At 61.8% G+C, this 26,103-nt stretch carries 23 protein-coding genes; 17 read left to right on the top strand and 6 right to left on the bottom strand.

Translation table 11 applies throughout. The annotated features are described in order from the left end of the window. Positions 1-14: 14 nt before the first annotated feature. Genes tauB through tauD form a run of 3 tightly spaced genes read left to right on the top strand, consistent with a single transcriptional unit; the run spans position 15 to position 2,545 of the window. A complete protein-coding gene (tauB, locus tag ABTV87_RS01285; protein WP_011331959.1) occupies positions 15-809 on the top strand; it encodes a taurine ABC transporter ATP-binding subunit in 795 nt (264 codons plus the stop codon). Beyond that, positions 806-1,645, top strand: coding sequence for a taurine ABC transporter permease TauC (gene tauC / locus ABTV87_RS01280; protein WP_064382739.1), 840 nt, complete (start codon positions 806-808; stop codon positions 1,643-1,645). The genes tauB and tauC overlap by 4 nt, the downstream gene beginning before the upstream one ends. A 57-nt stretch (positions 1,646-1,702) precedes the next feature. Then, positions 1,703-2,545 (top strand): taurine dioxygenase, encoded by an 843-nt coding sequence (gene tauD, locus ABTV87_RS01275; protein ID WP_433898882.1) that lies wholly within the window; start codon positions 1,703-1,705, stop codon positions 2,543-2,545. A gap of 54 nt (positions 2,546-2,599) precedes the next feature. Here the strand turns inward: tauD and mgrA are convergent, their stop codons facing one another. The 3 genes from mgrA to ABTV87_RS01260 are packed head-to-tail and all read right to left on the bottom strand — an operon-like array spanning position 2,600 to position 7,223. Then, on the bottom strand, positions 2,600-3,637 hold the full coding sequence (gene mgrA / locus ABTV87_RS01270; protein ID WP_221533601.1) for an L-glyceraldehyde 3-phosphate reductase: 1,038 nt from the start codon (positions 3,635-3,637) through the stop codon (positions 2,600-2,602). A 39-nt stretch (positions 3,638-3,676) separates the two neighbouring features. After that, positions 3,677-4,996, bottom strand: coding sequence for an LLM class flavin-dependent oxidoreductase (locus ABTV87_RS01265; protein WP_433898881.1), 1,320 nt, complete (start codon positions 4,994-4,996; stop codon positions 3,677-3,679). A 1-nt stretch (position 4,997) separates the two neighbouring features. After that, positions 4,998-7,223 (bottom strand): TonB-dependent receptor, encoded by a 2,226-nt coding sequence (locus tag ABTV87_RS01260; RefSeq protein ID WP_433898880.1) that lies wholly within the window; start codon positions 7,221-7,223, stop codon positions 4,998-5,000. 206 nt (positions 7,224-7,429) lie between these two features. Here ABTV87_RS01260 and ABTV87_RS01255 point away from each other — a divergent pair, with 206 nt between their 5' ends. Both ABTV87_RS01255 and ABTV87_RS01250 read left to right on the top strand, forming a co-directional pair. Next, on the top strand, positions 7,430-8,467 hold the full coding sequence (locus ABTV87_RS01255) for a LacI family DNA-binding transcriptional regulator (protein WP_433898879.1): 1,038 nt from the start codon (positions 7,430-7,432) through the stop codon (positions 8,465-8,467). A 199-nt stretch (positions 8,468-8,666) separates the two neighbouring features. Beyond that, on the top strand, positions 8,667-8,927 hold the full coding sequence (locus ABTV87_RS01250) for a hypothetical protein (RefSeq protein WP_007952727.1): 261 nt from the start codon (positions 8,667-8,669) through the stop codon (positions 8,925-8,927). A 24-nt stretch (positions 8,928-8,951) separates the two neighbouring features. Here ABTV87_RS01250 and betT read toward each other — a convergent pair whose 3' ends face one another. Both betT and epsC read right to left on the bottom strand, forming a co-directional pair. Continuing rightward, positions 8,952-10,913 carry a choline transporter BetT gene (gene betT / locus ABTV87_RS01245; RefSeq protein ID WP_433899828.1) on the bottom strand — a complete coding sequence of 654 codons (1,962 nt, stop codon included), beginning with the start codon at positions 10,911-10,913 and terminating at the stop codon, positions 8,952-8,954. Between the two features lie 288 nt (positions 10,914-11,201). Then, positions 11,202-12,128, bottom strand: a complete 927-nt coding sequence (epsC, locus tag ABTV87_RS01240; protein WP_221533597.1) for a serine O-acetyltransferase EpsC — start codon at positions 12,126-12,128, stop codon at positions 11,202-11,204. Between the two features lie 190 nt (positions 12,129-12,318). Between epsC and ABTV87_RS01235 the strand changes: the two genes are divergently transcribed. The 11 genes from ABTV87_RS01235 (at position 12,319) to ABTV87_RS01185 (ending at position 23,741) form a co-directional block, all read left to right on the top strand. After that, positions 12,319-13,323 carry a D-cysteine desulfhydrase gene (locus ABTV87_RS01235; RefSeq protein WP_085608604.1) on the top strand — a complete coding sequence of 335 codons (1,005 nt, stop codon included), beginning with the start codon at positions 12,319-12,321 and terminating at the stop codon, positions 13,321-13,323. A 246-nt stretch (positions 13,324-13,569) separates the two neighbouring features. Further along, positions 13,570-14,370: a cystine ABC transporter substrate-binding protein gene (gene tcyJ, locus ABTV87_RS01230; protein ID WP_221533596.1), complete on the top strand. Its 801-nt coding sequence runs from the start codon at positions 13,570-13,572 to the stop codon at positions 14,368-14,370. Beyond that, the gene (gene tcyL / locus ABTV87_RS01225) at positions 14,370-15,035 is read left to right on the top strand and encodes a cystine ABC transporter permease (RefSeq protein ID WP_007952735.1); all 666 of its coding nucleotides are present in this window, start codon (positions 14,370-14,372) and stop codon (positions 15,033-15,035) included. The genes tcyJ and tcyL overlap by 1 nt, the downstream gene beginning before the upstream one ends. A 4-nt stretch (positions 15,036-15,039) precedes the next feature. Continuing rightward, positions 15,040-15,789: an L-cystine ABC transporter ATP-binding protein TcyN gene (gene tcyN / locus ABTV87_RS01220; protein ID WP_007952738.1), complete on the top strand. Its 750-nt coding sequence runs from the start codon at positions 15,040-15,042 to the stop codon at positions 15,787-15,789. A gap of 457 nt (positions 15,790-16,246) precedes the next feature. Then, complete coding sequence (locus tag ABTV87_RS01215; RefSeq protein ID WP_433898878.1) at positions 16,247-17,011, top strand: hypothetical protein; 765 nt, start codon at positions 16,247-16,249, stop codon at positions 17,009-17,011. A 266-nt stretch (positions 17,012-17,277) separates the two neighbouring features. Continuing rightward, positions 17,278-18,519 (top strand): SfnB family sulfur acquisition oxidoreductase, encoded by a 1,242-nt coding sequence (locus ABTV87_RS01210; protein WP_433898877.1) that lies wholly within the window; start codon positions 17,278-17,280, stop codon positions 18,517-18,519. A gap of 38 nt (positions 18,520-18,557) precedes the next feature. Continuing rightward, positions 18,558-19,751: an SfnB family sulfur acquisition oxidoreductase gene (locus tag ABTV87_RS01205; protein WP_433898876.1), complete on the top strand. Its 1,194-nt coding sequence runs from the start codon at positions 18,558-18,560 to the stop codon at positions 19,749-19,751. Next, positions 19,751-21,103 carry an LLM class flavin-dependent oxidoreductase gene (locus ABTV87_RS01200; RefSeq protein WP_085608598.1) on the top strand — a complete coding sequence of 451 codons (1,353 nt, stop codon included), beginning with the start codon at positions 19,751-19,753 and terminating at the stop codon, positions 21,101-21,103. Before ABTV87_RS01205 ends, ABTV87_RS01200 begins: the two co-directional genes overlap by 1 nt. 67 nt (positions 21,104-21,170) lie before the next feature. After that, complete coding sequence (locus ABTV87_RS01195; RefSeq protein ID WP_007952748.1) at positions 21,171-21,980, top strand: MetQ/NlpA family ABC transporter substrate-binding protein; 810 nt, start codon at positions 21,171-21,173, stop codon at positions 21,978-21,980. A gap of 2 nt (positions 21,981-21,982) precedes the next feature. Beyond that, on the top strand, positions 21,983-23,107 hold the full coding sequence (locus ABTV87_RS01190) for a methionine ABC transporter ATP-binding protein (RefSeq protein WP_433898875.1): 1,125 nt from the start codon (positions 21,983-21,985) through the stop codon (positions 23,105-23,107). Continuing rightward, positions 23,097-23,741 carry a methionine ABC transporter permease gene (locus tag ABTV87_RS01185; protein WP_007952752.1) on the top strand — a complete coding sequence of 215 codons (645 nt, stop codon included), beginning with the start codon at positions 23,097-23,099 and terminating at the stop codon, positions 23,739-23,741. Before ABTV87_RS01190 ends, ABTV87_RS01185 begins: the two co-directional genes overlap by 11 nt. Before the next feature lie 30 nt (positions 23,742-23,771). Here ABTV87_RS01185 and ABTV87_RS01180 read toward each other — a convergent pair whose 3' ends face one another. Then, a complete protein-coding gene (locus ABTV87_RS01180; protein ID WP_433898874.1) occupies positions 23,772-25,175 on the bottom strand; it encodes a hypothetical protein in 1,404 nt (467 codons plus the stop codon). Between the two features lie 217 nt (positions 25,176-25,392). Between ABTV87_RS01180 and ABTV87_RS01175 the strand changes: the two genes are divergently transcribed. Beyond that, positions 25,393-26,022 (top strand): class I SAM-dependent methyltransferase, encoded by a 630-nt coding sequence (locus tag ABTV87_RS01175; RefSeq protein WP_433898873.1) that lies wholly within the window; start codon positions 25,393-25,395, stop codon positions 26,020-26,022. Positions 26,023-26,103: the final 81 nt, after the last annotated feature.

Here is a 26,103-nt window from a genome sequence, read left to right as displayed (position 1 = left end):
GGGAGTTAATTGCGATGGCCTTGCTACAGCTGGAGCGCATCAGCGCACAGTACCCCGGCAGCCCGGAACCGGTACTGTCCGACATTTCCCTGACCCTCGGCCCTCAGCAATTGCTGGTGGCCCTCGGCCCGTCCGGCAGTGGCAAGACTTCGCTGTTGAACCTGATTGCCGGCTTCGTCGAACCGAGCGCCGGCCGTATCACCCTCGACAACGTGCCGGTCAAAGGCCCGAGCGCCGAGCGCGGCGTGGTGTTCCAGGATGACGCCCTGCTGCCCTGGCAGGACGTGCTGGCCAACGTCGCTTTCGGTCTGGAACTGGCCGGTGTGGCCAAGGACAAACGCGAACAGCGCGCCCGGGAAATGCTCGCGCTGGTCGACCTTTCCGGCTTTGAACATCGTCGCATCTGGCAGCTTTCCGGCGGCCAGAAGCAACGCGTTGGCCTGGCCCGCGCCCTCGCCGCCGATCCGCGTGTTTTGCTGATGGACGAACCCTTCGGCGCCCTCGACGCCTTTACCCGCGAACAGATGCAGGAGCTGTTGCTGCAAGTCTGGCAACGCACCGCCAAACCGGTGTTCCTGATTACCCACGACATTGAAGAAGCGGTGTTCCTCGCCACTGACCTGATTCTGCTCGCGCCGAATCCGGGGCAGATCGTCGAGCGCCTGCACCTCGACTTCGGCCAGCGCTACGCCGCCGGCGAATCGGCGCGGGCGATCAAGTCCGATCCGCGCTTCATCGAAACCCGCGAACACGTGCTGGCCAAAGTGTTCTCGCAACGCAGCGCCGTTCAACGGCAGGAGCGCGCATGAGCAGTTACGACGTTTCCGCCACCGCCGTGAAACCCGCCGCCACATCGGTGGTGATTCCCGTGCGTCGCAGCCTCAGCACCCGCTGGATCAGCCTGCTGACCCTGTTCGCGTTGCTGGTGATCTGGTGGGCCGTCACGGCCACCGGTCTGATCGAACCGCTGTTCCTGCCGCCACCGTCCGCCGTGCTGCAAAAAGGCTGGTTGCTGGCGACCACGGGCTACATGGATTCGACGTTGTGGCAGCACCTGGGCGCCAGTTTGAGCCGCATAGGCCTGGGCCTCGGTTTTGCGATTCTGACCGCAGTGCCGGTAGGCATTGCCATCGGCGCCAACCGAATCGCCCGTGGCGTGCTCGATCCGCTGATCGAGTTCTACCGGCCGATTCCGCCACTCGCCTATCTGCCGCTGATCGTGATCTGGTGCGGCATCGGCGAGTTGTCGAAAGTGCTGCTGATCTACCTGGCGATTTTCGCCCCGATCGCGATTGCCACCGCCACCGGTGTGCGCACTGTCGACCCGGCTAAATTGCGCGCCGCGCAGTCGCTGGGCGCCACTCGCGCGCAACTGATCCGCCACGTGATTTTGCCAAGCGCCCTGCCGGACATTCTGACCGGTGTGCGCATTGGTCTGGGTGTCGGCTGGTCGACTCTGGTCGCCGCCGAACTGATCGCGGCCACCAGCGGCCTGGGCTTCATGGTGCAGTCGGCTGCGCAGTTCCTGGTCACCGATGTGGTGGTGCTGGGGATTCTGGTCATCGCCCTGATCGCCTTCGCGATGGAGATGGGCCTGCGCGCCCTGCAACGCAAACTGGTGCCGTGGCACGGCCAGGCCCACTGATTTTTCAGCACTGACTACCCCGACAGTTTCGGGGCCCCGGAATTGAAGAGAACCACCATGAGCAGCCTGAACATCACCCCTTTAAGCTCGGCCCTCGGCGCACAGATCAGCGGCGTCGACGTCAGCCAACCGCTGAACCTGGAACAGCGCGACGCCATCGAGCAGGCATTGCTCAAATATCAGGTGTTGTTCTTCCGCAATCAGCCGATCGAGCCTTCGCAGCAGGCGCGTTTTGCCGCCTATTTCGGCGACCTGCACATTCACCCGATCTACCCGAACGTGCCGGAACAGCCGGAAGTGCTGATCCTCGACACCGCCGTCACCGACGTGCGCGACAACGCGATCTGGCACACCGACGTGACCTTCCTGCCGACCCCGGCCATGGGCGCGGTGCTCAGCGCCAAGCTGTTGCCGGAGTTTGGTGGCGACACATTGTGGGCCAGCGGGATTGCCGCGTATGAAGCGCTGTCGGCGCCGATGAAAGCCATGCTTGAAGGGCTGACCGCGACTCACGATTTCACCCGCTCATTTCCGCTGGAGCGCTACGGCAACACGCCTGAAGCACTGGCGCAGTGGGAAGCGGCACGGCGCAAGAATCCACCGTTGTCGCACCCGGTGATTCGCACGCATCCGGTGAGCGGACGGCGTTCGCTGTTCGTCAGTGAAGGGTTCACGTCGAAGATCAATGAGCTGTCGGAAACCGAGGGCGAAGCGGTGCTGAAGTTTCTGTTCGCCCACGCTACGCGGCCGGAATTCACCATTCGCTGGCGCTGGCAGAAGGATGACATTGCGTTCTGGGACAACCGCGTGACGCAGCATTACGCAGTGGATGATTACCGGCCGGCGCGGCGGGTGATGCAGCGAGCTACGGTGTTGGGGGATGTGCCGTTTTTTCGTTGAGCCTTTACGTTGATCGTTCCCACGCTCTACGTGGGAACGATCATCAGTGTGTCATTACTCAGCCGTCGAAGGCTTCTCCCAAAGATTGATCCCGCCCTCCTGGGCAAACCGGTCAATCTCCGCCAGCTCTTCCGCACTGAAGCTCAAGTTCTTCAACGCCCCGACGTTTTCGATAATCTGCTCCGGCCGGCTCGCGCCGATCAGTGCCGAAGTCACTCGCGGATCCCGCAGCGTCCACGCCAACGCCAGTTGCGCCAGGCTCTGCCCACGACGCTTGGCGATTTCGTTCAGCGCCCGGACGTGAGCAATATTCGCCTCGGACAAGTGCGAAGACAGCAACGAGCCGCCGCCCGGACGATTGACCCGCGCATCCGCCGGCACGCCGTTGAGGTATTTGTCGGTCAGCAATCCTTGCGCCAGCGGGGTGAAGGCAATCACGCCGGTGCCGAGTTCGTCGGTGGTGTCGAGCAGGTCCTTTTCCACCCAGCGGTTGAGCAGGTTGTACGCCGGTTGGTGAATCAGCAGCGGCACTTTCCACTCTTTGAGCAACGCGGCGATTTCGCGGGTTTTCACCCCGGAGTACGACGAGATACCGATGTACAGCGCCTTGCCCTGCTGTACCGCAGTGGCCAGGGCGCTCGCGGTTTCTTCCAGCGGGGTGTCCGGGTCGAAGCGGTGCGAATAGAAGATATCCACATAGTCCAGGCCCAGGCGTTGCAGGCTCTGGTCGAGGCTGGCCAGCACGTATTTGCGCGAGCCGCCGCCCTGGCCGTAAGGGCCGGGCCACATGTCCCAGCCGGCCTTGCTGGAGATGATCAGTTCATCGCGATACTGCTTGAAGTCTTCGCGTAGCAAACGACCGAAATTGGTCTCGGCGCTGCCGTAGGGCGGGCCGTAGTTGTTGGCTAGGTCGAAGTGGTTGATCCCCAGATCGAACGCCGTGCGCAGCAACGAGCGCTGGGTGTCGATCGGCGTGCTGTCGCCGAAGTTGTGCCACAGGCCCAGGGACAGCGCCGGCAGCACCAGACCGCTGCGTCCGACGCGGCGGTAAGGGATGGAGTTGTAGCGATTCTCGGCAGCGGTGTAAGTCATCGAATCCTCTCTTGTCGGTCTTGAATCGGGTGTCGATTGCTACGCAAATCTATTGCCGGGCCGGGCGAGGCCAAGGTTCTGGCGCAAGGTCCGGCCCTCGTATCCGGTTCTGAACAGTCCGCGCCGTTGCAGTTCCGGGACCACGCCATTGGCGAAGTCTTCGAGCCCGCCGGGCAGGTGCGGCACCAGCACGTTGAAGCCGTCCGCCGCGCCCTGCTCGAACCATTCCTGCAAACGGTCGGCAATCTGCGACGGTGTGCCGACGACGCTGTAATGCCCGCGACCGCCAGCGATTCTGCGCCCCAGTTCGGCCAGGGTCAGATGCTCCCGGCCAGCCAGTTCGGTCAGCAGTTTCTGCCGGCTCTGCTGGCCGCTGTCAGTCAGCGGCAACTCCGGCAGCGGCCCGTCCAGCGGGTACTTCGACAGATCGAAGTTGCCCAGCATACGCCCAAGAAGGGCGACGCCAACCTCGGGTTCGACCAATTGCTGAAACGTTTCACATTTTTCCTGCGCTTCGGCTTCCGTCTGTCCGACCACGACGAATACGCCGGGCATGATTTTCAGCGAATCGGCACTGCGTCCGTACTTCGGCAAGCGTCCCTTAAGGTCGGCGTAAAACGCCTGGGCGCTGGCCAGCGAGGTCTGCGCGGTGAACACCACTTCGGCCGTCTGCGCCGCCAGTTCACGTCCGGTTTCCGACGAACCGGCCTGCACGATCACTGGCTGCCCCTGTGGCGAACGCGCAACATTCAGTGGGCCTTTGACCTTGAAGTGCTCGCCGACGTGATTCAGCACGTGCAGTTTTTCCGGGTCGTAATAGGCGCCGCTGACCTTGTCGCGGATGAAGGCGTCGTCCTGCCAACTGTCCCAGAGCCCGGTCACCACCTGATGAAATTCCCGGGCGCGGCTGTAGCGTTCGGCATGGCCGATGTGTTCGTCGCGGCCGAAATTCTGCGCTTCGGCGGCGTTGTCCGAGGTCACCAGATTCCACCCCGCTCGCCCGCCCGACAGGTGATCGAGGGAGGCGAATTTACGCGCCACGTGGTACGGCTCGTTGTAGCTGGTGGTGGCGGTGGCGATCAGGCCGATGTGTTCGGTCACTGCGCTCAGGGCCGAGAGCAAGGTCAGTGGTTCGAAGTGATCCGAACGGGCCATGCGGCTAGCAATGTCCTGGGTTGGCGCGGCGACGCTGTCGGCGACGAACAAGGTGTCGAATTTCGCCGCCTCGGCAATCTGCGCCAGGCGTTTGTAATGGGCGAAATCCAGCCCGGCGTTGGCCGGCACGTCCGGATGACGCCACGCGGCAACGTGGTGCCCGGTGGCCATGAGGAACGCGCCGAGTTTCAGCTGTCTGCTCATCTCAGAAGTCCTTGCGCAGTTGCACGCCGAAGTAGCGCTCGTCGTCGCGAGGCACAGCGCGGTAGATGTAGTTGCCACCGCTGGCGAGCAATGGCGAATACGACTTGTCGGTGAGGTTCTTGCCGAGCAACGCCACGCGCCAGCCGTTGGTGTAATCGGCCAGAGCCACGCTGGCGTTCCAGAGGCCGTAGGCGCCCTGTTTGGTGTCGGCGTTCTGGCTGATGTCGTACTGCACTTCGCTCTGCCAGCTGTAGTCGGTGCCGAGTTCGATATCCAGGCCGTTCTCCAGCGGGATGGTGTAATCGGCCCGCACGTAGCTTTTCCAGTCCGGGCTGAACGGCAGCGGTTTACCGTTGACGTTGCACGACGCCGCCGCGCCTGCCGGGCAGGCGAACTCGTCGATGCGGGCGCGGGTGTAGGCCAGCGCACCCGAGAATTTCAGTTGCTGGGTCGCCTGCAGGGCGAAATCAAGTTCCACACCCTCGGTGCTGACGCTGCCGGCGTTGATCAGGCGCGTTACGACTTGCCCGGCGACGGTGTCGAAAAAGTTCGCCTGATAGTTGTCGTAGTCGCTGTGGAAAACCGCGAGGTTGGTGGTCAGGCGATTGTTCCAGCTTGAGGCTTTGATCCCCGCCTCCCAGGTGTTGGAAGTCTCCGGTTTCAGCGCTTCGGTATCGCGTGGCTGCATGTTGAAGAACACGTTGTAGGCCGGGCCTTTGTAGCCACGCGAGTAGGTCAGGTAAGTGGTGACGGTATCGCTCAGGTCGTACTGCAAACCGAGCCGGCCCGACCAGCCGTCCTCATCCACCGAACCGGAACTGCGGGTGGCCGGTTGAATGCCGCTGACGGTGGTGGCGGAAGTCGAAACACGACGGTGATCGTATTCCAGATCGTCGTGGGTGTAGCGCAGGCCGGCGATGCCACGGAAGTCCGAAGTGAAATTCAGCGTGCTTTCGCCGAACACCGCGTAACTGTCGCTGGTGGTGCTGTAATCGGCGACGCCGCGATCAGTTCGTGTGGTGGTGGTCAGCGTGCGCTGATAGGTCTCGTCATCCTTGCCGTGCATGTAGAACAGGCCGCCGACGTATTCGAGGAACTCGCCTTTCGGCGACGCCAGACGCAGCTCCTGCGAGTACTGGTCGAAGGCCAGATCGCCCTTGTCCGCTGTGCCCGGGAACGCCGCCGTTACCGTGCCGAGGCGGTCACCGTCCTGATACTGGGTGTTGTCCCAGCCGCGCCACGCGGTGATCGAGGTCAGGGTGTAATCCCCCAGTTGCCAGTCGAGCTGGCCGGACAGGCCCTTGTTGGTGTCTTCGACGTGGGTACGGGTGTCGGTGTTGATGTCGCGGTTGTGGCTGGTCGCGCCGACCGGGCTCAGCGCATTGGCGAAGGCCGGGGTCAGAGCCTTGGTGACGACGCCGTTGGGGCCGTCATCGTGGGACTGCATGTAGTCGGCGATCAGGGTGAACGTGATGTCGTCATTCGGAGTGAATTCCAGTTTGCCGCGCACGCCGCGATGGTTGTAACCGTTGACCTCCTGACCGTTGTGCTTGTTGTCGACGTTGCCGTCGTAAGTGCCGAACAAGGTGCTGATCGAGCCCTTGAGCGTGTCCGGAATCAGGCTGCCGCCGATGCCGAAACGGGTGCGGCTTTCGTTACCGCTGTAGTACGACTGATCAATGTAGCCGTGGGTCTCGGCGGTCGGCGCCTTGCTGGTGATGTTCAGCACGCCGGCCGAGGCGTTCTTGCCGAACAGCGTGCCTTGCGGGCCGCGCAAGACTTCGACGCGTTCCAGATCCAGCAGATCGAGAGTGGACTGGCCGGGACGGGCGTAGACCACGCCATCGATTACCGTGGCCACGGTCGGCTCGACGCCCGGCGAGGTGGAAATAGTCCCCACGCCACGCACGAATAGCGAGGTGTCCTTGTTCGACGCGCCAGTGCGGAAATTCAGCGACGGCACTTGCTGGACGATGCTCGCCACGCTGTTGCGGTTGTCGCGCTCCAGCTGCTCACCGTCGATCACCGACACCGCCACCGGCACCTTTTGCAGCGACTCTTCGCGGCGGGTGGCAGTGACCGTGACGGACTTGAGTGTCGGCTCCTGATCGGAGCTGTCGGCGGCGAACGCGGCCGGCAGCGGCAGCGCGGCCAGCCCGGTGAGTAGCCAGCCCGCAGCGCGGATCGATTGCGCCAGTTTGTGTGTCGCCCCAGGAATGTTGTGCATGTTTGCCCGCTCGAAAAGTTGCCCTGAACCGCTGCCGTTCTGCGACGACAGCGCCTGTCTCGGTGTCTTGGGCATTCGCTCGAGCGAGTAGCAGACAACGCGCCTTGTTAGCGCTAACATCGCCAGTATTGGCAAGTCGGACATAGACCGTCCAATACTGAAAAATTACTTTTATATGCGTTTTGGTTTTTAAGAAGGATCGAGCCTTGAGCGAAGAAAAGCCCCGCAAACGCCGTGGTGCCGGCCGCGTGACCCTCAACGCGGTAGCGCGCCAGGCCGGTGTTTCGGCGATTACCGTGTCGCGCTACTTCAACCAGCCGGAACAGGTCTCGCCCGAACGCCGCGAACGGATCGCGGCCGTGGTCGCCGAACTGGGTTACGTGCCGAATCTAGTGGCCGGCGGGCTCGCCTCGGCGCGGGGGAAAATCGTCGGCATGGTGATCCCGAACATCTCCGGGCCGATCTTCGCCAACACCATTCAGGGTTTCAGCGACACCCTCAGCCGTCACGGTTATCAGCTGTTGCTGGCCTCGAGTTACTTCAGCACAGAACAGGAAGAAAACGCCGTGCGGGCGTTCCTCGGCTGGTCGCCTGCAGCGCTGGTGGTCACCAGTCATTTCCACAGCGCGGGCACGGAAAAGATGCTCGCCGAGGCGGATATCCCGGTGATCGAAACCTGGGATTACCAACCGGATCGCGAGCCGATGCAGATCGGCTTTTCGCACTTTGAAGTGGGTGTCAGCGCCGCTCGTTATCTGCACGGCAAAGGCTATCGACGCATCGCGTTCGTGCAGAACAGCGCACCCGGCGACTTCAGCGCACTGGAGCGCCGGGACGGTTATGCGGCGACCGTGCGTGAGCTAGGACTGGAACCGTGGGTATTCGCACCCGACGCCGATCGCGCCCCGTTCGAGGCCGGCAAGCAAGCAATGGAAGCGCTGATGAACGCCTCACCCCGCCCCGACGCCATCATCTTCGCCAACGACAACCTCGCCGCCGGCGGCCTGCTCGCCGGACAACGCGCCGGCCTCAAGATCCCCGAAGACTGCGCCGTCCTCGGCTTCGGCGACTACCCGTTCGCCGAAATGCTGCTGCCGAGCCTGAGCACGATCAAACCGCCGGCGCTGGAGATCGGCGTGCTGGCGGCAACCCGGGTGCTGGAAAGTCTGGGCGTGTTGCCGAGCGATGAGGTGCAGCGGCTGAACTTGCTGCAGTGCACGGTTATTGAGCGGGAAAGTACCTGACGAATATGGCGTGGGCGGGTTTGGCTATGCTCTAAATGAAACCGAGGTGGCGCCTTCGCGGGCAAGCCCGCTCCCACAGGTTCTGTGTTGCGTACAGAATCTGTGGAGGACACAGAACCCTTGTGGGAGCGGCGGTGCGACGATTCGACTTGCCCGCGAAGGCGCCCGACCAAACACCGACTATGCCGCAGGCCTCCCCATGCACACCGCAATCATCATTTTCTTCGGCCTGATCCTGCTGGCGCTGATGTTTTACATCGGCGAGCGCATCGGCTTCAGTCGGCAGACGCTGGCCTATGGTTTCGCGGCGTTGTGGCTGGCGTTGACGGTGATCAATGGTGCGGTCGGCGTGGTGCACGCCGGGCAGCCGTTGGGGTCAGAGATTGCGATCGGCAGCGCCGTGTATGGCGTGCCGCTGGCGGCGATGGTGTTGTTCATGGTGCTGAGCGCCGAGACCTGAATCCGTCCCGGCGCCCTGCCCCGATCAACGCACCAGATGCAGGAACTGCATGTGCCGTTCGTACTGGTCGAGGATGTCGTTGATGATCTGCTCTTTAGTGTAACCGACCAGATCGTAGTCCTGACTGCCCTCGCTCAGATGCACTTCGGCGCGGTAGTAGCGGCGATTGTTCAACTGCTTGGAACCCATGCCGCCTCGCGCGAACGACGGCGTGAAGTAGCCGCGCATCTGCACCTGGTAGATGAACGGGTGCTGCTCGCCGTGACCGATTTCCAGGTTGACGCTGTCGTGCGCCGGATCCGGCTGGGTGACCACGTTCAGGCCTTTCTCGGCGAACACGGCCGTCACTTCTTCGATGGCCGGTTTCACCGTGGTGTCCATGAAGCGGTACACCTCGTCGCGCGACGGGAAGTGCACGGCCTGGCTCAGACGCTGGCGCCAGCCGCCCTTGCCACGCCGTGAGCCGGACACCGGCGCCAGCGAATGCAGTTGCGCGATCTGCTTCTGCGACTCCAGATAGAACGCCTTGTGCAGGCCCCACATCATCAGCAGCAGAATCAGCGAGAACGGCAACGAGGTCAGCACCACCGCCGACTTCAGCGCATCGATGCTGCCGGAGAACAGCAGCGCACTGGTGATCAGCGCGGTCATCGCACCCCAGAACACCCGCAGCCATTTCGGACCGTCTTCATCCGGGTTGCCGCCCTTGGCCGACAGGGTCGAGAGCACTACGGTGCCGGAGTCGGCGGAGGTGACGAAGAACACGAAGCTGATGAACACCGTCACCGCGATGACGGTCTTGCTCCACGGATAGGTTTCCAGCAGCAGGTAAAGCGTCATCGACGGGTTGTCGAGGGCCGACATGCCCAGTGCCGACATACCGTGATTGAGCACCTGGTCGATGGCGCTGTTGCCGAAGATCGACATCCACGCCAGGGTGAAACCGAGCGGAATCAGCAGCACGCCGAAGACAAATTCGCGGATGGTCCGGCCACGGGAAATACGTGCGATGAACAGGCCCACGAACGGCGACCACGCGATCCACCAGGCCCAGTAAAAGACTGTCCAGCCGCCGAGCCAGTCGCTCGGTTTGTCGTAGGCGTAGAGGTCGAAACTCTTCATCGGCAACGCGCCGAGGTAGTCGCCCAGATTCTGGATCAGGGTGTTGAGCAAATGCTGGGTGGGGCCGGCGAACAACACGAACAACAGCAGCGCACAGGCCAGCAGCATGTTGATGTCGGACATGACCCGCACGCCTTTATCCACACCGGAGACGGCGACGATGATCGCCGCGCCCATCATCAGCGTGATCAGGCCGACCTGAATCCACTGGGTGTGGGCGATACCGAACAGGTAGTCCAGACCGGAGTTGAGATGGAGCACGCCGAAGCCCATGTCCGCACCGAGGCCGAACACCGTGGCGATGATGCCGAAGCCGTCCACCGCGTAGCCGATGGGGCCGTTGATGCGCTTGCCGATCAGCGGATACAGCGCCGAACGCAGGGCCAGCGGCAGGTTATGCCGGTAGGCGAAATACGCCAGCGCCATCCCGACGAAGGCGAACACGCCCCAGCCGTGCAGGCCCCAGTGCAGGAACAGAATCTGCATCGCCTGACGCGCCGCCTCCGCGGTGCCGGCCTCGCCTTGCGGCGGCTGAAGCATGTGGGTCAGCGGCTCGGACACGCAGAAGAAAAACAGCGTGATGCTGATCCCGGCGGCGAACAGCATGCCGGCCCAGGACAGGTAACTGAATTCGGGTTCGTCGTGGTCGGCACCGAGTTTGATCTTGCCGTAGCCCGATAACGCGGTGACCACCACGAAGACCAGATACAGGGTCATCGCGAGCATGTAGTACCAGCCGACCGTATTGGCCGCCCAGTTTTGCGCTTCGAGAAGCCAGGCGCCGGCCTGTTCCGGCATGGCGATGACCGTCAGGCCGAACAGCAGGATCACCGTCGCGGCGAACCAGAACACCGGCGGATTCATGCGCACCAGACCGCTGGCGGGGGTGGACGATGCACTCATGAACGGTGCACCTCAAGGGGTTGGAAAATGGCTGAAATGATCGGACTCAGCAAAGGCAAGCCTCCTGTTGTGAGCGGGCAGCGAACCGCCGGTTTAACTTGAATGAACGTTCAAGTTAAACATGGATAGTACGCTCAGGACTAATCGCAGGGCTCAGCGGTACCTTTCGTACGCTAGCTCAAGAGGGGGTATGACGCTGTGGCGAGGACGATCGTTCCCGCGTTGCGCGGGAACGATCAGACAGAAAAATTACTTCTGCGTCCCGTCATCATGCTGCAGGTTGGCCTGGGTCAGGTTGCACCCGGCCGGCACGCTGCGGGTCAGCCACACGTTGCCGCCGATGGTCGAGCCTTTGCCGATGGTGATCCGCCCGAGAATCGTCGCCCCGGCGTAGATCACCACGTCGTCCTCGACAATCGGATGGCGTGGATGGCCCTTCTGCAACTGGCCGTCCTCGTCCGCCGGGAAGCGTTTGGCGCCGAGGGTCACCGCCTGATAGATCCTGACGCGCTCGCCGATGATCGCGGTCTCGCCGATCACCACGCCGGTCCCGTGGTCGATGAAGAAACTGCGGCCGATCTGCGCGCCCGGATGGATATCGATGCCGGTCGCCGAGTGGGCGATTTCCGAACTGATCCGCGCCAGCAGCGGCAGGCCCGCGCGATACAAATGGTGAGCCAGACGATGGTGAATAACCGCCAGAATCCCCGGATAGCACAGCAGCACTTCATCGACGCTGCGCGCCGCCGGATCGCCGTGATACGCGGCCAGCACATCGGTGTCGAGCAGGCTGCGCAAGCCCGGCAACGCGAGGGCGAAATCCTGGATGATCCTGATCGCCTGCGCCTCGACTTCAGTGTCAGCCTGGGCGCTGTGGCGGGCTGCATAACGCAGTTCCAGTCGTGCCTGGGCCAGCAATGCATTCAAGGCAACGTCGAGGGTATGGCCGACGTAAAAATCTTCGCTTTCCTCACGCAGATCCACCGGCCCCAACCGCATCGGAAACAGTGCGCCGCACAGGGCTTCGAGAATCTGCGCCATCGCATCACGGGACGGCAATTCGCGCCCGCCCTGCTCGCCGGAAGCACGGCCATTTTGTGCCCGCCACTGATCCCGCGCGGTACGCAGCTGACTGACGATGGTCTGCAATTGCCAATGGCTGGAACGCTCGCTCACGGTAAAGACTCCTCACGGGCGGCCGGACTGTCTGGCCGCGTCAACGGCGCCTACTTTACGGCAACCCCACCGGGGCGAATTAAGAACCGATAGTGCTGGGCTAAGCACATTTGGCTATAAGCGATTGGCGGTTGCCCCGGTAAATCGGCGTGCCTATAGTCCTGACATCTCCTTGCATCAGTACGGAACCATGTCCACACAACCGATCAAACAACAGCTGGATCGCTTTAACCGCCTCGACCTGCTCGGCCAACCGACCCCACTGGAAAAACTCGAGCGCCTGTCCACCTGGCTCGGCCGCGATGTCTACATCAAGCGCGATGACCTGACGCCTCTGGCCATGGGCGGCAACAAGCTGCGCAAGCTCGAATACCTCGCCGCCGATGCCCTCACCCAAGGCGCCGATACGCTGATCACAGCTGGTGCACTGCAATCGAACCATGTTCGCCAGACCGCCGCGCTGGCCGCGAAACTGGGTCTGGGCTGCGTGGCCCTGCTGGAAAATCCGCTGGGCACCGACGACAGCAACTACACCGGCAACGGCAACCGCCTGTTGCTGGATCTGTTCGACACCAAGGTCGAGCTGGTCGACAACCTCGACAACGCCGACGAACAACTGGCCGCCCTCGCCGTGCGCCTGCGCAGCAACGGCAAGAAGCCGTATCTGGTGCCGATCGGTGGCTCCAACGCCCTCGGCGCGCTGGGTTACGTGCGCGCCGGCCTGGAGCTGGCGGAGCAGATCAAGGACACCGGCCTGCAATTTTCCGCCGTGGTTCTGGCCTCGGGCAGCGCCGGCACTCACAGCGGTCTGGCGCTGGCCTTGAGCGAAGCCCTGCCGCAACTGCCGGTGATCGGCGTGACGGTTTCGCGCAGCGAAGAAGATCAGCGTCCGAAAGTCCAGGGCCTGGCCGAACGCACCGCCGACCTTCTGGGTGTGGCGCTGCCGGACAGCTTCAAGGTCGAGTTGTGGGACGAATACTTCGGCCCGCGCTACGGCGAGCCTAACGCCGGAACCCTGGCGGCGGTGAAGCTGCTGGCGAGTCAGGATGCCGTGCTGCTCGATCCGGTCTACACCGGCAAGGCCATGGCCGGGCTGCTCGACGGCATCGGTCGCGGACGTTTCGACGACGGCCCGATCATCTTCCTGCACACCGGCGGCGCCCCGGCGTTGTTCGCGTACAAGGACTTTCTGTAGGCCTGAGCGCGTTCCCGCGCCAGACGTGGGAACGCTCAGCGTCAGCTCGAATACATATTCATTAAAAGAATAACAAACGGAAAATTCATTATTTTCCATTCTAAAAGAACCGTCATATAGTCTCGCCGCAGGCGAATTTCGCGAGAGACGCATAAGCTGCTTTAAGGCAGGATAGCGCTGTCGTCCAATTCCCGGATTCGCCAACTTTCCTTAAGCGTCTTCCATAAGAAAACACAGGGGCTTGTCATGATTCTTTCCGCACTACGTCGAAATCTGCTGGTAGGTTCGCTGGGCCTGGCACTGAGCGCCGGTCTGCTGGGGCAGGCGGTTGCCGGTGAGCAACTGCAACAGATCAAGGACAAGGGCGTTATCAACGTCGGCCTGGAAGGCACTTACCCACCGTTCAGCTTCGTCGATGCCGACGGCAAGCTGTCGGGGTTCGAAGTCGAGCTGTCCGAAGCCCTGGCCAAGAAGCTGGGCGTGAAGGCCAAGATCCAGCCGACCAAGTGGGACGGCATCCTCGCAGCCCTGGAATCCAAGCGTCTGGACGTCGTGGTTAACCAAGTGACCATATCCGAAGAGCGCAAGAAGAAGTATGACTTCTCCGAGCCGTACACCGTTTCCGGGATTCAGGCGCTGGTGCTGAAAGACAAGGCAGCCGCGCTGAACATCAAATCCGCCGCTGACCTGTCCGGCAAGAAAGTCGGCGTGGGTCTGGGCACCAACTACGAACAATGGGTCCGCGCCAACGTGCCGGGTGCCGACGTGCGCACCTACGACGATGATCCGACCAAGTTCGCCGACCTGAACAACGGCCGTACCGACGCGATCCTGATCGACCGTCTGGCGGCACTGGAATACGCCAAGAAAGCGCCGAAAACCGTCGCCGCCGGTGAAGCCTTCTCGCGTCAGGAAGCCGGTATTGCCCTGCGCAAAGGCGAGCCTGAACTGCTGGCCGCCGTGAACAAGGCCCTCGACGAACTGCGTGCCGACGGCACCCTTGAGAAGCTGTCCACGAAATACTTCAACGCTGACGTCACCCAATAATGGAAGAAGCTTTCCAACTCGCACTGGACTCCGCGCCCTTCCTGTTGAAGGGCGCGTACTACACGGTAATCCTCAGCCTCGGCGGCATGTTTTTCGGCCTGCTGCTGGGCTTTGGCCTGGCGTTGATGCGCCTGTCGCGTTTCAAGTCGGTCAGTTGGCTGGCCCGCATCTACGTGTCGTTCTTTCGCGGCACGCCGTTGCTGGTGCAACTGTTCGTGATCTATTACGGCTTGCCGCAATTGGGCATGGAACTCGACCCGCTGCCGGCGGCGCTGATCGGCTTCTCGCTGAACATGGCCGCCTACGCCTGTGAAATCCTGCGGTCCGCAATCGGTTCAATCGAGCGCGGCCAGTGGGAAGCCGCTGCGAGCATCGGCATGACCCGCGCGCAGACCCTGCGCCGGGCCATCCTGCCGCAAGCGATGCGCACGGCCTTGCCGCCGCTGGGCAACAGCTTCATTTCGCTGGTCAAGGACACCGCACTGGCCGCCACCATTCAGGTGCCGGAGCTGTTCCGTCAGGCACAGCTGATTACCGCCCGGACTTTCGAAGTCTTCACCATGTATCTTGCCGCCGCGCTGATCTACTGGATTCTGGCCACGGTGCTGTCGCACTTCCAGAACAAGTTGGAAGAGCGGGTCAATCGGCACGACCAGGAGTCCTGACCCCATGATTGTCGTGGAAAAACTGACAAAGCAGTTCAAGGGTCAAGTCGTGCTCAACGGCATTGATCTGGAGGTGAAGGAAGGCGAGGTCGTGGCAATCATCGGCCCCAGCGGCTCGGGCAAGACCACGTTCCTGCGCTGCCTGAACTTCCTCGAACAACCCACCAGCGGCCGGATCAAGGTCGGCGATATCGAAATCGATACCAGCCGCCCGCTGAACCAGCAGCAGAGCCTGGTGCGCAACCTGCGCCAGCACGTGGGCTTCGTGTTCCAGAACTTCAACCTGTTCCCGCACCGCACCGCCCTGGAAAACGTCATCGAAGGCCCGATCGTGGTCAAGAAGACGCCCCGTGATGCAGCCATTGCCCTGGGCAAGAAGCTGCTGGCCAAGGTTGGCCTGGCGGGCAAGGAAGACGCCTACCCACGGCGCCTGTCCGGTGGCCAGCAACAGCGCGTGGCGATTGCCCGGGCGCTGGCGATGGAGCCGGAAGTGATCCTGTTCGACGAACCGACCTCGGCCCTCGATCCGGAACTGGTAGGTGAAGTGCTGGCGACCATCCGCGGCCTCGCCGAGGAGAAACGCACCATGGTCATCGTCACCCACGAAATGGCGTTCGCCCGTGACGTGGCCAACCGCGTGGTGTTTTTCGACAAGGGCGTGATCGTCGAACAAGGTGAAGCGAAAGCGTTGTTTGCCAATCCGAAAGAAGAACGCACTCGACAGTTCCTCAGCAAGTTCAGAAACAACGGCTGATCCGTTAACTTTCTCGAATAAAAACTTCCATGGATGGAAGTTTCGCTTACACCCCCCCAATAAAAAACTTAATCCAGCGACTGCATTACATATATATGTCCTGCAACAGTCTCGCCGCGATTAAAGTTCGCGCCCTGCAAATTTCCAGCTGTACAAACCGACCGACGACAGAACAATAAAATCCGGCAAAAGCTGTGGCCCGATTCGCTATGCAGAATAGGTAGAGTGCCTTATCCGCGTAGGAAGCTTCTGATAAATCCGTAATTCTTCAATTAACTAATCCTCTCCGTTGACACGCCATTCAGCGAACTTTTATCTAGTCACTCATCGCGCCCCCACAACATTACCTAGACCCGATAACGAATGGCCGAACGACCCTGTTTTTATTACCGGGCAATTCACGCCATTTGAACTTTCAGAAACGGATTTCGCTGCAAGGCTTCAAGGAGAGGACTTCATGACCCGCACTTCGCACATCCCCGAACTGGCCGCGCCGAGCCTGGCGCCATTCCAAAACAACGGCATCAACCTTGCGGCAGCGGCCCATCTGCTGGTCGATGTGCCCCCTTATCAGGACATGGACACCGGCGATCTGATCGAACTGTTTTGGGACAACTGCTACGTCGCCTCTCACGTGCTGACAGCACAGGACGTCGCAACCCCAGTCAGCCTGCGAGTGCCGGAAAGCTTCATCGCCAGCGGCTCGTCACGCATCCACTATCGGGTCATGCGGGTGGGTCACGGGCCATCGCTGTCGGCAGCCGCGCAGGTCACGGTCAAACTCGACTGCCCCGGCGGACAGCCTCCAGCGCTGTGTGGCGACGAAAACCAGCAACTGGCACCCGTCACGCTGCCCGAAACCATTCGTCGTCAGGGGGTCAACGCGAACCAGATCAGACGCGGCGTACCACTGACCATCGAGCCCTATCTGAACATGGACGAAGGCGACGCCATCACCCTGCGCTGGGGTGATGTACGGATGGATCTGGCACGCATCACCCCGGCCGATATCGGCAAGCCGATTCAGGTCTGGGTGCCGCCGGCGATCATCACCGAGGCCGGCGAGGACCTGCGGCTGGACGTGACCTACTGCATCCTCGACCGCGTCGGCAACAACTCGCGCTGGGCGCCGCCGCGAACGCTGAAGATCGGTTGCGTGAACCCCTACCTCAAGGTGCCGCTCAAGGAAACGCTGAAGGCAGCAGAGCCGCGAAAAAAATGAGCATCGACGGTCGGCGAGGGACGAATTCCTTCGCCACCGCACGCTTAACCAGACCGACCACGACCCCTTCTATACATATTCCTAAAAGTTAGTTTATTTAAATTTTATACGCGCTTAGGGTATATGAACCGGACCACCGGACATTCTTTCGTTCGCCGCACTTTTGCGGCGTTTTTCATGAGATGTGAGGTAGGTAGCATGGTCCGGAACACAATCACCCCAGTGCAGATCGCCAGGGCATTGCGTGCAGCCAAGGAGCGGCACTGATGTCCAGTCTGGCAGACGCAAACGTCCAGAGTGACCTGGACATCGCCCCGTTGTTGTTGCCCGCGCAAGTGCTGCGCAACGACGCTCAAGCCATCAAGGCCGCCCACGAACTGGCGCAAGTCGCCCGCGTGCAGGCCGCCAAACGTGATCGTCAGCGCAAGCTGCCGTGGTCGGAAATCGAACAGTTCACCCGCAGCGGCCTCGGCAGCATCGCGATTCCGCGCGAGTACGGCGGGCCGCAGGTTTCCTTCGTCACCCTGGCCGAGGTGTTCGCGATCATTTCCGCGGCCGACCCGGCACTGGGGCAGATCCCGCAGAACCAGTTCGGCATCATCAACCTGATCCTCGGCAGCGCCACCGAACAGCAGAAAAAACTGCTGTTGCAGAGCGTTCTGGAAGGCTGGCGCATCGGTAACGCCGGGCCTGAACGCGGTACCAAGGACACCCTGGAATTGAAAGCGCGCATCACCGCCGACGGCGATGACTACGTGATCAACGGCCAGAAGTTCTATTCCACCGGCGCCCTGTTCGCCCACTGGGTCGCGATCAAGGCGCTCAATGATGACGGCAAACAAGTCCTGGCTTTCGTCCGTCGCGGCACGCCGGGATTGCGCATCGTCGATGACTGGTCGGGTTTCGGCCAGCGTACAACCGCCAGCGGCACGATCCTGTTGAACAACGTGCGGGTCGACGCCGGCCTCGTGGTGGACAACTGGAAAATCAACGAAAAGCCCAATACCCAAGGCGCGGTGTCGCAGCTGATTCAGGCTGCAATCGACGCCGGCATCGCCCGTGGCGCGATCGATGACGCCATCGAATTCGTCAAGACCCGCGCCCGGCCGTGGGTCGACGCCAACGTCGAACGCGCCAGCGACGATCTCTACGTGATCGCCGACATCGGCAAACTGAAAATCGAACTGCACGCTGCCGAAGCGCTGCTGCGCAAGGCCGGGCAAGTGCTGGATCAGGTGCATGCCGCACCGCTGACCGCCGAGTCCGCCGCCCGCGCGTCGATTGCCGTGGCCGAAGCCAAGGTGCTGACCACCGAGATCTCGCTGCTGGCCAGCGAAAAGCTTTTCGAACTGGCCGGCAGCCGCGCCACCCTCGCCGAATTCAACCTCGACCGTCACTGGCGCAACGCCCGGGTGCACACCCTGCACGACCCGGTGCGCTGGAAGTATCACGCGGTCGGCGCCTATCGCCTCAACGGCAAGTTGCCGGCTCGCCATTCCTGGATCTGACGACCAGAACACTTTTGACCAGATCTCTGGAGAAACACATGACTTTTTCCCATCCCGTCGCGGTCATCACCAGCGACGAGCAAGCCCTGATCGTCGCCAGCGACCTGGCCGAAGACTTCCAGCGCGACAGCAACCTGCGCGATCGCGAACGCCGCCTGCCGCTGCCGGAACTCGACGTGTTTTCCCGCTCCGGCCTGTGGGGCATCAGCGTGCCCAAGGAATACGGCGGCGCTGGCGTGTCCAATGTGACCCTGGCCAAAGTCATCGCCCTGATCGCCCGGGCCGATGGCTCGCTGGGGCAGATTCCACAGAACCATTTCTATGCCCTCGAAGTGCTTCGGGTGAACGGCAGCCACGAGCAGAAACAACGGCTGTACGCCGAAGTTCTCGCCGGCCAGCGCTTCGGCAATGCCCTGGCAGAACTGGGCACCAAGACTGCCCATGACCGTGTTACCAGCCTGAAACGCGACGGCAGCGGTTATCGCATCAACGGTCGCAAGTTCTACGCAACCGGCGCCATTTACGCCCAACGCATTCCAACGTCGGTAGTCGATGAAAACGGCGTGCAACAACTGGCCTTCGTCCCGCGCGACAGCAAAGGCCTGACCGTGATCGACGACTGGAGCGGCTTCGGCCAGCGCACCACCGGCAGCGGCTCGGTGGTGTTCGAAGATGTGTACGTCGCCGCCGAAGATGTCATCCCTTTCCAGAGCGCCTTCGAACGCCCGACCCCGGTCGGCCCGCTGGCGCAGATCCTTCACGCCGCCATCGACACCGGCATCGCCCGCGCCGCTTACGAAGATGCGCTGCACTTCGTGCGCAGCAAGACCCGGCCATGGATCGATTCGGGTAACGACAAGGCCACCGAAGACCCGCTGACCCTCAAGAGTTTCGGCCACTTGAGCATTCGCCTGCACGCCACCGAAGCGCTGCTCGAACGCGCCGGCGAATTCCTCGACGCGGCCCAGGCCGAGACCAACGCCGAGATGGTTGCAGCGGCCTCGATTGCCGTCGCCGAAGCACGGGCGATCAGCACCGAAATCTCCCTGGCCGCCGGCAGCACCCTGTTCGAACTCGCCGGCAGCCAGGCCACCCTGATCGAGCACGGCCTCGACCGCCACTGGCGCAACGCCCGGGTGCACACCCTGCACGACCCGGTGCGCTGGAAGTATCACGCGGTGGGCAATTACTACCTCAACGATGAAAACCCTCCGCTGCGGGGGACCATCTGATGAGCAAGAAAAAGATCCTGCTCAATGCGTTCAACATGAATTGCATCGGCCACATCAACCACGGGTTGTGGACGCATCCCCGCGACACCTCGACCCGGTACAAGACCATCGAGTACTGGACCGAACTGGCGCAACTGCTGGAGCGCGGGCTGTTCGACGGGCTGTTCATCGCTGACATCGTCGGCGTGTACGACGTCTATCAGAACTCGGTGGACGTCACCCTGAAAGAGTCGATCCAGCTGCCGGTCAACGATCCGCTGCTGCTGGTATCGGCGATGTCCGCGGTGACCAAAAACCTCGGATTCGGCCTGACCGCCAACCTCACCTACGAGCCGCCGTATCTGTTCGCCCGACGCATGTCGACCCTCGATCATCTGAGCCGTGGACGGGTGGGCTGGAACATCGTCACCGGTTATCTGGACAGCGCCGCCAAGGCCATGGGCCTGAGTGAACAGGTCGAGCACGACCGGCGTTACGACCAGGCCGACGAATACCTCGAAGTGCTCTACAAACTCTGGGAAGGCAGCTGGGAAAACGGCGCGGTGCTCAACGATCCACAGCAGCGGATCTACGCGCAGCCGGACAAGGTGCACAAGGTCGAACACAAGGGCGAGTTCTATCAGGTCGAGGGTTATCACCTGTGCGAACCGTCACCGCAGCGCACGCCGGTGCTGTTCCAGGCCGGCAGTTCGGATCGCGGTCTGCTGTTCGCCGGGCGGCATGCCGAGTGCGTGTTCATCAGCGGCCAGAACAAGCCGTCGACCAAGGTGCAGGTGGACAAGGTCCGCGCCAGCGCCGTCGAAGCGGGTCGCAATCCCGAGGACATCAAGGTGTTCATGGGCCTGAACGTGATCGTCGGCGAGACCGAAGACGCGGCCTGGGCCAAGCACGCCGAATACCTGAGCTACGCCAGCGCCGAAGCGGGCGTGGCGCATTTTTCGGCGTCCACCGGGATCGATTTTTCCCAGTACGAAATCGACGAACCGATCCAGTACGTCAAAAGCAACGCGATCCAGTCCGCCACCAAAAACCTGCAGAACAACGACTGGACCCGGCGCAAATTGCTCGACCAGCACGCCCTCGGCGGACGCTACATCACCGTGGTCGGCTCGCCGCAGCAAGTGGCGGATGAACTGGAATCGTGGATCGCCGAAACCGGCCTCGACGGCTTCAACCTGACCCGCATCGTCACCCCGGAAAGCTATGTGGATTTCATCGATCTGGTGATTCCGGAACTGCAACGGCGCGGCTCGTACAAGACCGCGTACGACACCGGCAGCCTGCGGGAAAAACTGTTTCACGGCGAAGCGCATTTGCCGCAGCAACACACCGGCGCCCACTACCGACACTAACCCCGGCACTGATCGTTCCCACGCTCTGCGTGGGAATCAGGCTAATTTCACTGACTGGAAAACCACCATGACCAAGAAGCTCCTGTCCCACCCAGTCAAAGCACTGGCCCTGGCCTTCGGCCTGTTCAGCTCGGCGGTGTTCGCCGCCGATGCCCCGTTGAAAATCGGTACCACCGCCGCGTTCGCGATTCCGCTGGAAGCGGCCGTCGAGGAAGCCTCCAAACAAGGCCTGAAAGTCGAGCTGGTGGAGTTCACCGACTGGATCGCGCCGAACGTCAGCCTCGCCGCCGGTGACATCGACGTGAACTACTTCCAGCACATCCCGTTCCTGGAAAACGCCAAGGCCGCCTCCGGCTTCGACCTGGTGCCATTCGCCCCGGGCATCATCAACAACGTCGGCCTGTACTCGAAGAAATACAAAAGCTTCGACGAGCTGCCTGAGGGCGCCAGCGTCGCCATCGCCAACGACCCGATCAACAGCGGTCGCGGTCTGCAACTGCTGGCCAAGGCCGGTCTGATCACCCTCAAACCGGGCGTCGGCTACAAGGCCACCGAAGACGATATCGTCGCCAACCCAAAGAAGATCAAGATCCTGCAAGTCGAAGCCGTGCAACTGGTGCGCGCCTACGATGACGCCGATCTGGTGCAGGGCTACCCGGCCTACATCCGTCTGGCGAAGACGTTCGATGCGGGCTCCGCGCTGCTGTTCGACGGCCTCGACCACAAGGAATACGTGATTCAGTTCGTGATCCAGCCGAAGAGCAAAACCGACCCGCGCCTGATCAAGTTCGTCGACATCTACCAGCATTCGCCGGCCGTTCGCGCCGCACTGGATAAGGCCCACGGCAAGCTGTACCAGGCCGGTTGGGAAAGCTGAGGATGACAGCAGCCATTCAACGGCGACTGGATCTTCCAGAGCCACCCGCGCTGGCACAGCGCACCGAACTGCATCCCGAGCTGAACCGCGCCCATGTGCGTTTCGTCGGGCTCGGCAAAACCTACGACGGCAAACAAGGCCCGGTCGCCGCCCTGCAAGGCATCGACCTGGCGATCCAGCGCGGTGAAGTGTTCGGCATCATCGGCCGCAGTGGCGCCGGCAAGTCGTCGCTGATCCGCACCATCAACCGCCTCGAACAACCGACCTCGGGCCGGGTGCTGATCGATCAGGTGGACATCGGCGAATACGACGAGGATCGCCTGGTCGCCCTGCGCCGACGGATCGGCATGATCTTCCAGCACTTCAACCTGATGTCGGCGAAAACGGTGTGGCAGAACGTCGAACTGCCACTGAAAGTCGCCGGTGTCCCGAAAGAACAACGGGAGAAAAAGGTTCGCGAACTGCTGGAACTGGTGGGCCTGCAAGCCAAGCACAAGGCGTATCCGGCGCAGCTTTCCGGTGGGCAGAAACAGCGTGTCGGCATCGCCCGCGCGCTGGTGCACGACCCGGACATTCTGCTGTGTGACGAAGCCACTTCGGCCCTCGATCCGGAAACCACCCAGTCGATCCTTGGCCTGCTGCGCGAGATCAACAAACGCCTGGGCCTGACCATCGTGCTGATCACTCACGAGATGGCGGTGATCCGGGAAATCTGCGACCGCGTCGTCGTGCTGGAACATGGCCGCATTGTCGAGCAGGGCCCGGTCTGGGAAGTGTTCGGCAACCCGCAGCACGAGGTCAGCCAGACCTTGCTCGCACCGCTGCAACACGCCTTGCCCGAAGAATTGCAGAGCCGTTTGCAGGCGCAACCGTCGTCGTCCGACGCGGCCGTGGTGCTGCGTTTGCAGTTCACCGGCAGCCAGCAGGATGAGCCGGATCTGGCCGCGCTGTTCGCCGCGCTCGGTGGCCGGGTGAAATTGCTCCAGGGCGGCGTGGAACGGATTCAGGGCCACGCGCTCGGGCAATTGCTGCTGGCGGTGGCGGGATCAAAGCTGAACGCCGAGGAATTGCGTCAGCGTGCCAGCCAGTGGGCACAACGCACGGAGGTGCTGGGTTATGTGGTTTGATCGCTTGCTGCAGGGTTTTATCGACACGTTTCTGATGGTCGGCGTTTCGTCGCTGATCGCACTGCTGGCGGGTATCCCGATGGCAGTGATTCTGGTCACCAGCGACAAGGGCGGGATCTACGAAGCGCCGGTGCTCAATCGCGCGTTGGGTGCGTTCGTGAACCTGTTTCGCTCGATTCCTTTTCTGATTCTGATGGTCGCGCTGATTCCGTTTACCCGGCTGATCGTCGGCACCACCTACGGCGTCTGGGCAGCCGTCGTGCCGTTGACCATCGCGGCCACGCCGTTCTTTGCGCGGATCGCCGAAGTGAGCCTGCGTGAAGTCGACTATGGCCTGATCGAAGCTGCGCAAGCCATGGGCTGCCGGCGCTGGCACATCGTCTGGCATGTGCTGTTGCCCGAGGCGCTGCCGGGGATCGTCGGCGGTTTCACCATCACCCTGGTGACGATGATCAACTCCTCGGCCATGGCCGGGGCGATTGGCGCCGGTGGCCTGGGCGACATCGCCTATCGCTACGGCTATCAGCGCTTCGACAGCCAGATCATGCTGACCGTGATCGTGCTGCTGGTGGCGCTGGTGGCGCTGATTCAACTGGGCGGCGATCGCCTGGCGCGAGGGCTGAACAAGCGCTAGAACAATCGATGAGCGCTGCCCTCCCCGGCATCAATCATCGATCAGGCTGTCGAGCCACGCGTATTCAGTTTTGCTTCGATGTAGCGCCTGCATGCTTTTTGCCGCGTAAACAATGCTGTCGGCGTTGTTCGCGGCCAAATGCGCGCGCAGCGCCGGATTTGCATTGAACAGGCCGACCGCCGTCTGAAGATCCAGATCGTCGCCGATCCCCAGATAATCACTGATCCCGAACAGCAGGTTGTCGTGATCGTCCGTAAAAGCGTTCACGTACTCGACTGTCAATCCACCGCGCATGATCACTTCGGAAACACTGCGCTCCGGAATGTCGTAGACGGTCAGCGGCTCCAGACTCAGCAAGCCACGCTGGCTGTCACCCAGATAGAAGAAATCCGCGGCGTTGGGACCGATGGTCCTGAAGCGATCGATGCGGTTGGTATGCAGCATTTCATGGCCCAGGGACATGCCTAGAATCTCTTGCTGCATGTACTTGCGGTTGAGGAAGAAGCGGCCATGGAAATCCTTCTTGTACATCCAGGCGGCGCTGTTGTTTTCAGTTTCCACTGCGAAGAATTTTTCCTCGCCCCAAGTCCCTTGGTACTCCCTGGAAAGCGCAAGACCTCGCGCCACCGAGTCAGAGAACTGCTGCGCCACGGCCTGGTGCCCTGCGCCAAAAAAACTTTCGTAAACCGCGCTGGCACCGTCGTATTTCAAGCCAATGGCGTGAACGGCATCAGCGAAAACGCTTTCGACCACTCGCAACTCTGTGCGAATCAATGCGGCCTGCTCCGGTGGAAACTGCTTCAGCCCCCGTGCAATCAGCGTGGCTTCCTTTGCAGTCTCGTGCTCGATCGCGTCATCAATACCGGTGTGAACCCGACTGTGCTTTTCCGAATCTTTCCTGATATTGCGGATGAGCTCATCGATGTCGATATCGATGACATTGCCTGCGTCGCCGGATGACCGAGCCCGTTCCGGCGACCATTTCTTGCTGTGCGGATCGAAGAACAGGACCGGTCCCGAAGCCGTCCACTCGGACATCAAGGTCGCGCGATATTCACCGCCCGCTGGGGTTTGCCGAACCTGGACAATCTCGCCGGGGGCGACATCGACGAACGTGCGTCCCTTGATAACCCTCAACCCCAGGGCATCAGGCGCAGGCAGGGTGGCCGGCGCTTTCAGGCGATAGTCCGCAAGCGCCCCGTCCCCGAAACGACCCGACAGGACCTCGGCGGTCGGCAAGGATGAAACAATGACTGCGGCGTCTGGCATATCCGGTTGGCGAACGGCCTCCACATCCGTTTGATCCATGTCCCGAAAACTCTTGTGCGCAGGTTCGTACTCGGGAAAGTCAGCACCGGATCTTTTACGCAGTGCAATGGCGTCTGCCAGGCAGTGGCTGGAGGACGCGGTGGAGGTTTTGCGAGTATTGCCCATGAAAAAATCCTTGTTGAGTAAATCCCCCTGAAAAAATCGGGCAGACATCGCGCTAGTCGTCTATCGCGTGGGCGCTATTGCAACCGATCGGGAACGGTCAGGTGCGGTAAATATGTATTGCACTTGAACCGGCGTTTTGTGCTTTGTCCGGATCTGGATCCTCTGAACCGCGAAAGCGCTTATAGTCTGCCGATCTTCCTTTCAGCCCATGACGACCATGAAGCAGACCTCTACCGACCTCGAACAGATCACCGCCACCACCCTCGGCCATTACAACTCGGTGGCCGAGGATTTTCGTGAAGGCACCCGCGATCACGATGTCAGCCAGAACATCGACGCCCTGCTGCGGCACATCCAGGCTGAGGCGCCGTTTTCCATTCTCGATTTCGGCTGCGGACCGGGTCGGGACTTGCAGACATTCACCCGGATGGGACACGTCGCCGTCGGCCTCGACGGCGCGGAAAAATTCGCGCAGATGGCGCGGGAAGACAGTGGCTGTGAAGTGTGGTGCCAGGACTTTCTGAAGCTGGATCTGCCGGCAGAACGCTTCGACGGGATCTTCGCCAATGCGGTGCTGTTTCATGTGCCGTTGCAGGAGTTGCCCCGGGTCTTGAAGCAGTTGCACGGGACATTGAAACCGGGCGGCGTGCTGTTCAGCTCCAATCCGCGTGGGGATAACCGTGAAGGCTGGAACGGGCCGCGTTATGGCTCGTATCACGATCTTGAAGCGTGGCGCGGATTGTTGACCGCTGCCGGGTTCGTCGAGCTGGAGCACTACTACCGGCCGGCGGGGCTACCGCGTGAGCAGCAGCCCTGGCTGGCGAGTGTCTGGCGCAAAACGGTGTAATGCATTCAGACGTCATCGCCAGCAGGCTGGCTCCCACAGGGGAATGCATTCCAAATGTGGGAGCCAGCCTGCTGGCGATGA

The sequence above is a fragment of the Pseudomonas sp. PSE1(2024) genome (assembly GCF_050990555.1).
GTDB classification, from domain to species: domain Bacteria; phylum Pseudomonadota; class Gammaproteobacteria; order Pseudomonadales; family Pseudomonadaceae; genus Aquipseudomonas; species Aquipseudomonas aphyarum.
The sequence above is the reverse complement of the archived record's forward strand: the minus strand, read 5'-3'. Positions and strand labels throughout refer to the sequence as shown.

Bases quoted from the DNA above. Each gene is read 5' to 3' on its own strand.
- tauB (WP_011331959.1), top strand. From the start codon at position 15: ATGGCCTTGCTACAGCTGGAGCGCATCAGCGCACAGTACCCCGGCAGC.
- tauC (WP_064382739.1), top strand. From the start codon at position 806: ATGAGCAGTTACGACGTTTCCGCCACCGCCGTGAAACCCGCCGCCACA.
- tauD (WP_433898882.1), top strand. From the start codon at position 1,703: ATGAGCAGCCTGAACATCACCCCTTTAAGCTCGGCCCTCGGCGCACAG.
- mgrA (WP_221533601.1), bottom strand. From the start codon at position 3,637: ATGACTTACACCGCTGCCGAGAATCGCTACAACTCCATCCCTTACCGC.
- ABTV87_RS01265 (WP_433898881.1), bottom strand. From the start codon at position 4,996: ATGAGCAGACAGCTGAAACTCGGCGCGTTCCTCATGGCCACCGGGCAC.
- ABTV87_RS01260 (WP_433898880.1), bottom strand. From the start codon at position 7,223: ATGCACAACATTCCTGGGGCGACACACAAACTGGCGCAATCGATCCGC.
- ABTV87_RS01250 (WP_007952727.1), top strand. From the start codon at position 8,667: ATGCACACCGCAATCATCATTTTCTTCGGCCTGATCCTGCTGGCGCTG.
- betT (WP_433899828.1), bottom strand. From the start codon at position 10,913: ATGAATCCGCCGGTGTTCTGGTTCGCCGCGACGGTGATCCTGCTGTTC.
- ABTV87_RS01235 (WP_085608604.1), top strand. From the start codon at position 12,319: ATGTCCACACAACCGATCAAACAACAGCTGGATCGCTTTAACCGCCTC.
- tcyJ (WP_221533596.1), top strand. From the start codon at position 13,570: ATGATTCTTTCCGCACTACGTCGAAATCTGCTGGTAGGTTCGCTGGGC.
- tcyL (WP_007952735.1), top strand. From the start codon at position 14,370: ATGGAAGAAGCTTTCCAACTCGCACTGGACTCCGCGCCCTTCCTGTTG.
- tcyN (WP_007952738.1), top strand. From the start codon at position 15,040: ATGATTGTCGTGGAAAAACTGACAAAGCAGTTCAAGGGTCAAGTCGTG.
- ABTV87_RS01215 (WP_433898878.1), top strand. From the start codon at position 16,247: ATGACCCGCACTTCGCACATCCCCGAACTGGCCGCGCCGAGCCTGGCG.
- ABTV87_RS01210 (WP_433898877.1), top strand. From the start codon at position 17,278: ATGTCCAGTCTGGCAGACGCAAACGTCCAGAGTGACCTGGACATCGCC.
- ABTV87_RS01205 (WP_433898876.1), top strand. From the start codon at position 18,558: ATGACTTTTTCCCATCCCGTCGCGGTCATCACCAGCGACGAGCAAGCC.
- ABTV87_RS01200 (WP_085608598.1), top strand. From the start codon at position 19,751: ATGAGCAAGAAAAAGATCCTGCTCAATGCGTTCAACATGAATTGCATC.
- ABTV87_RS01195 (WP_007952748.1), top strand. From the start codon at position 21,171: ATGACCAAGAAGCTCCTGTCCCACCCAGTCAAAGCACTGGCCCTGGCC.
- ABTV87_RS01190 (WP_433898875.1), top strand. From the start codon at position 21,983: ATGACAGCAGCCATTCAACGGCGACTGGATCTTCCAGAGCCACCCGCG.
- ABTV87_RS01185 (WP_007952752.1), top strand. From the start codon at position 23,097: ATGTGGTTTGATCGCTTGCTGCAGGGTTTTATCGACACGTTTCTGATG.
- ABTV87_RS01180 (WP_433898874.1), bottom strand. From the start codon at position 25,175: ATGGGCAATACTCGCAAAACCTCCACCGCGTCCTCCAGCCACTGCCTG.
- ABTV87_RS01175 (WP_433898873.1), top strand. From the start codon at position 25,393: ATGAAGCAGACCTCTACCGACCTCGAACAGATCACCGCCACCACCCTC.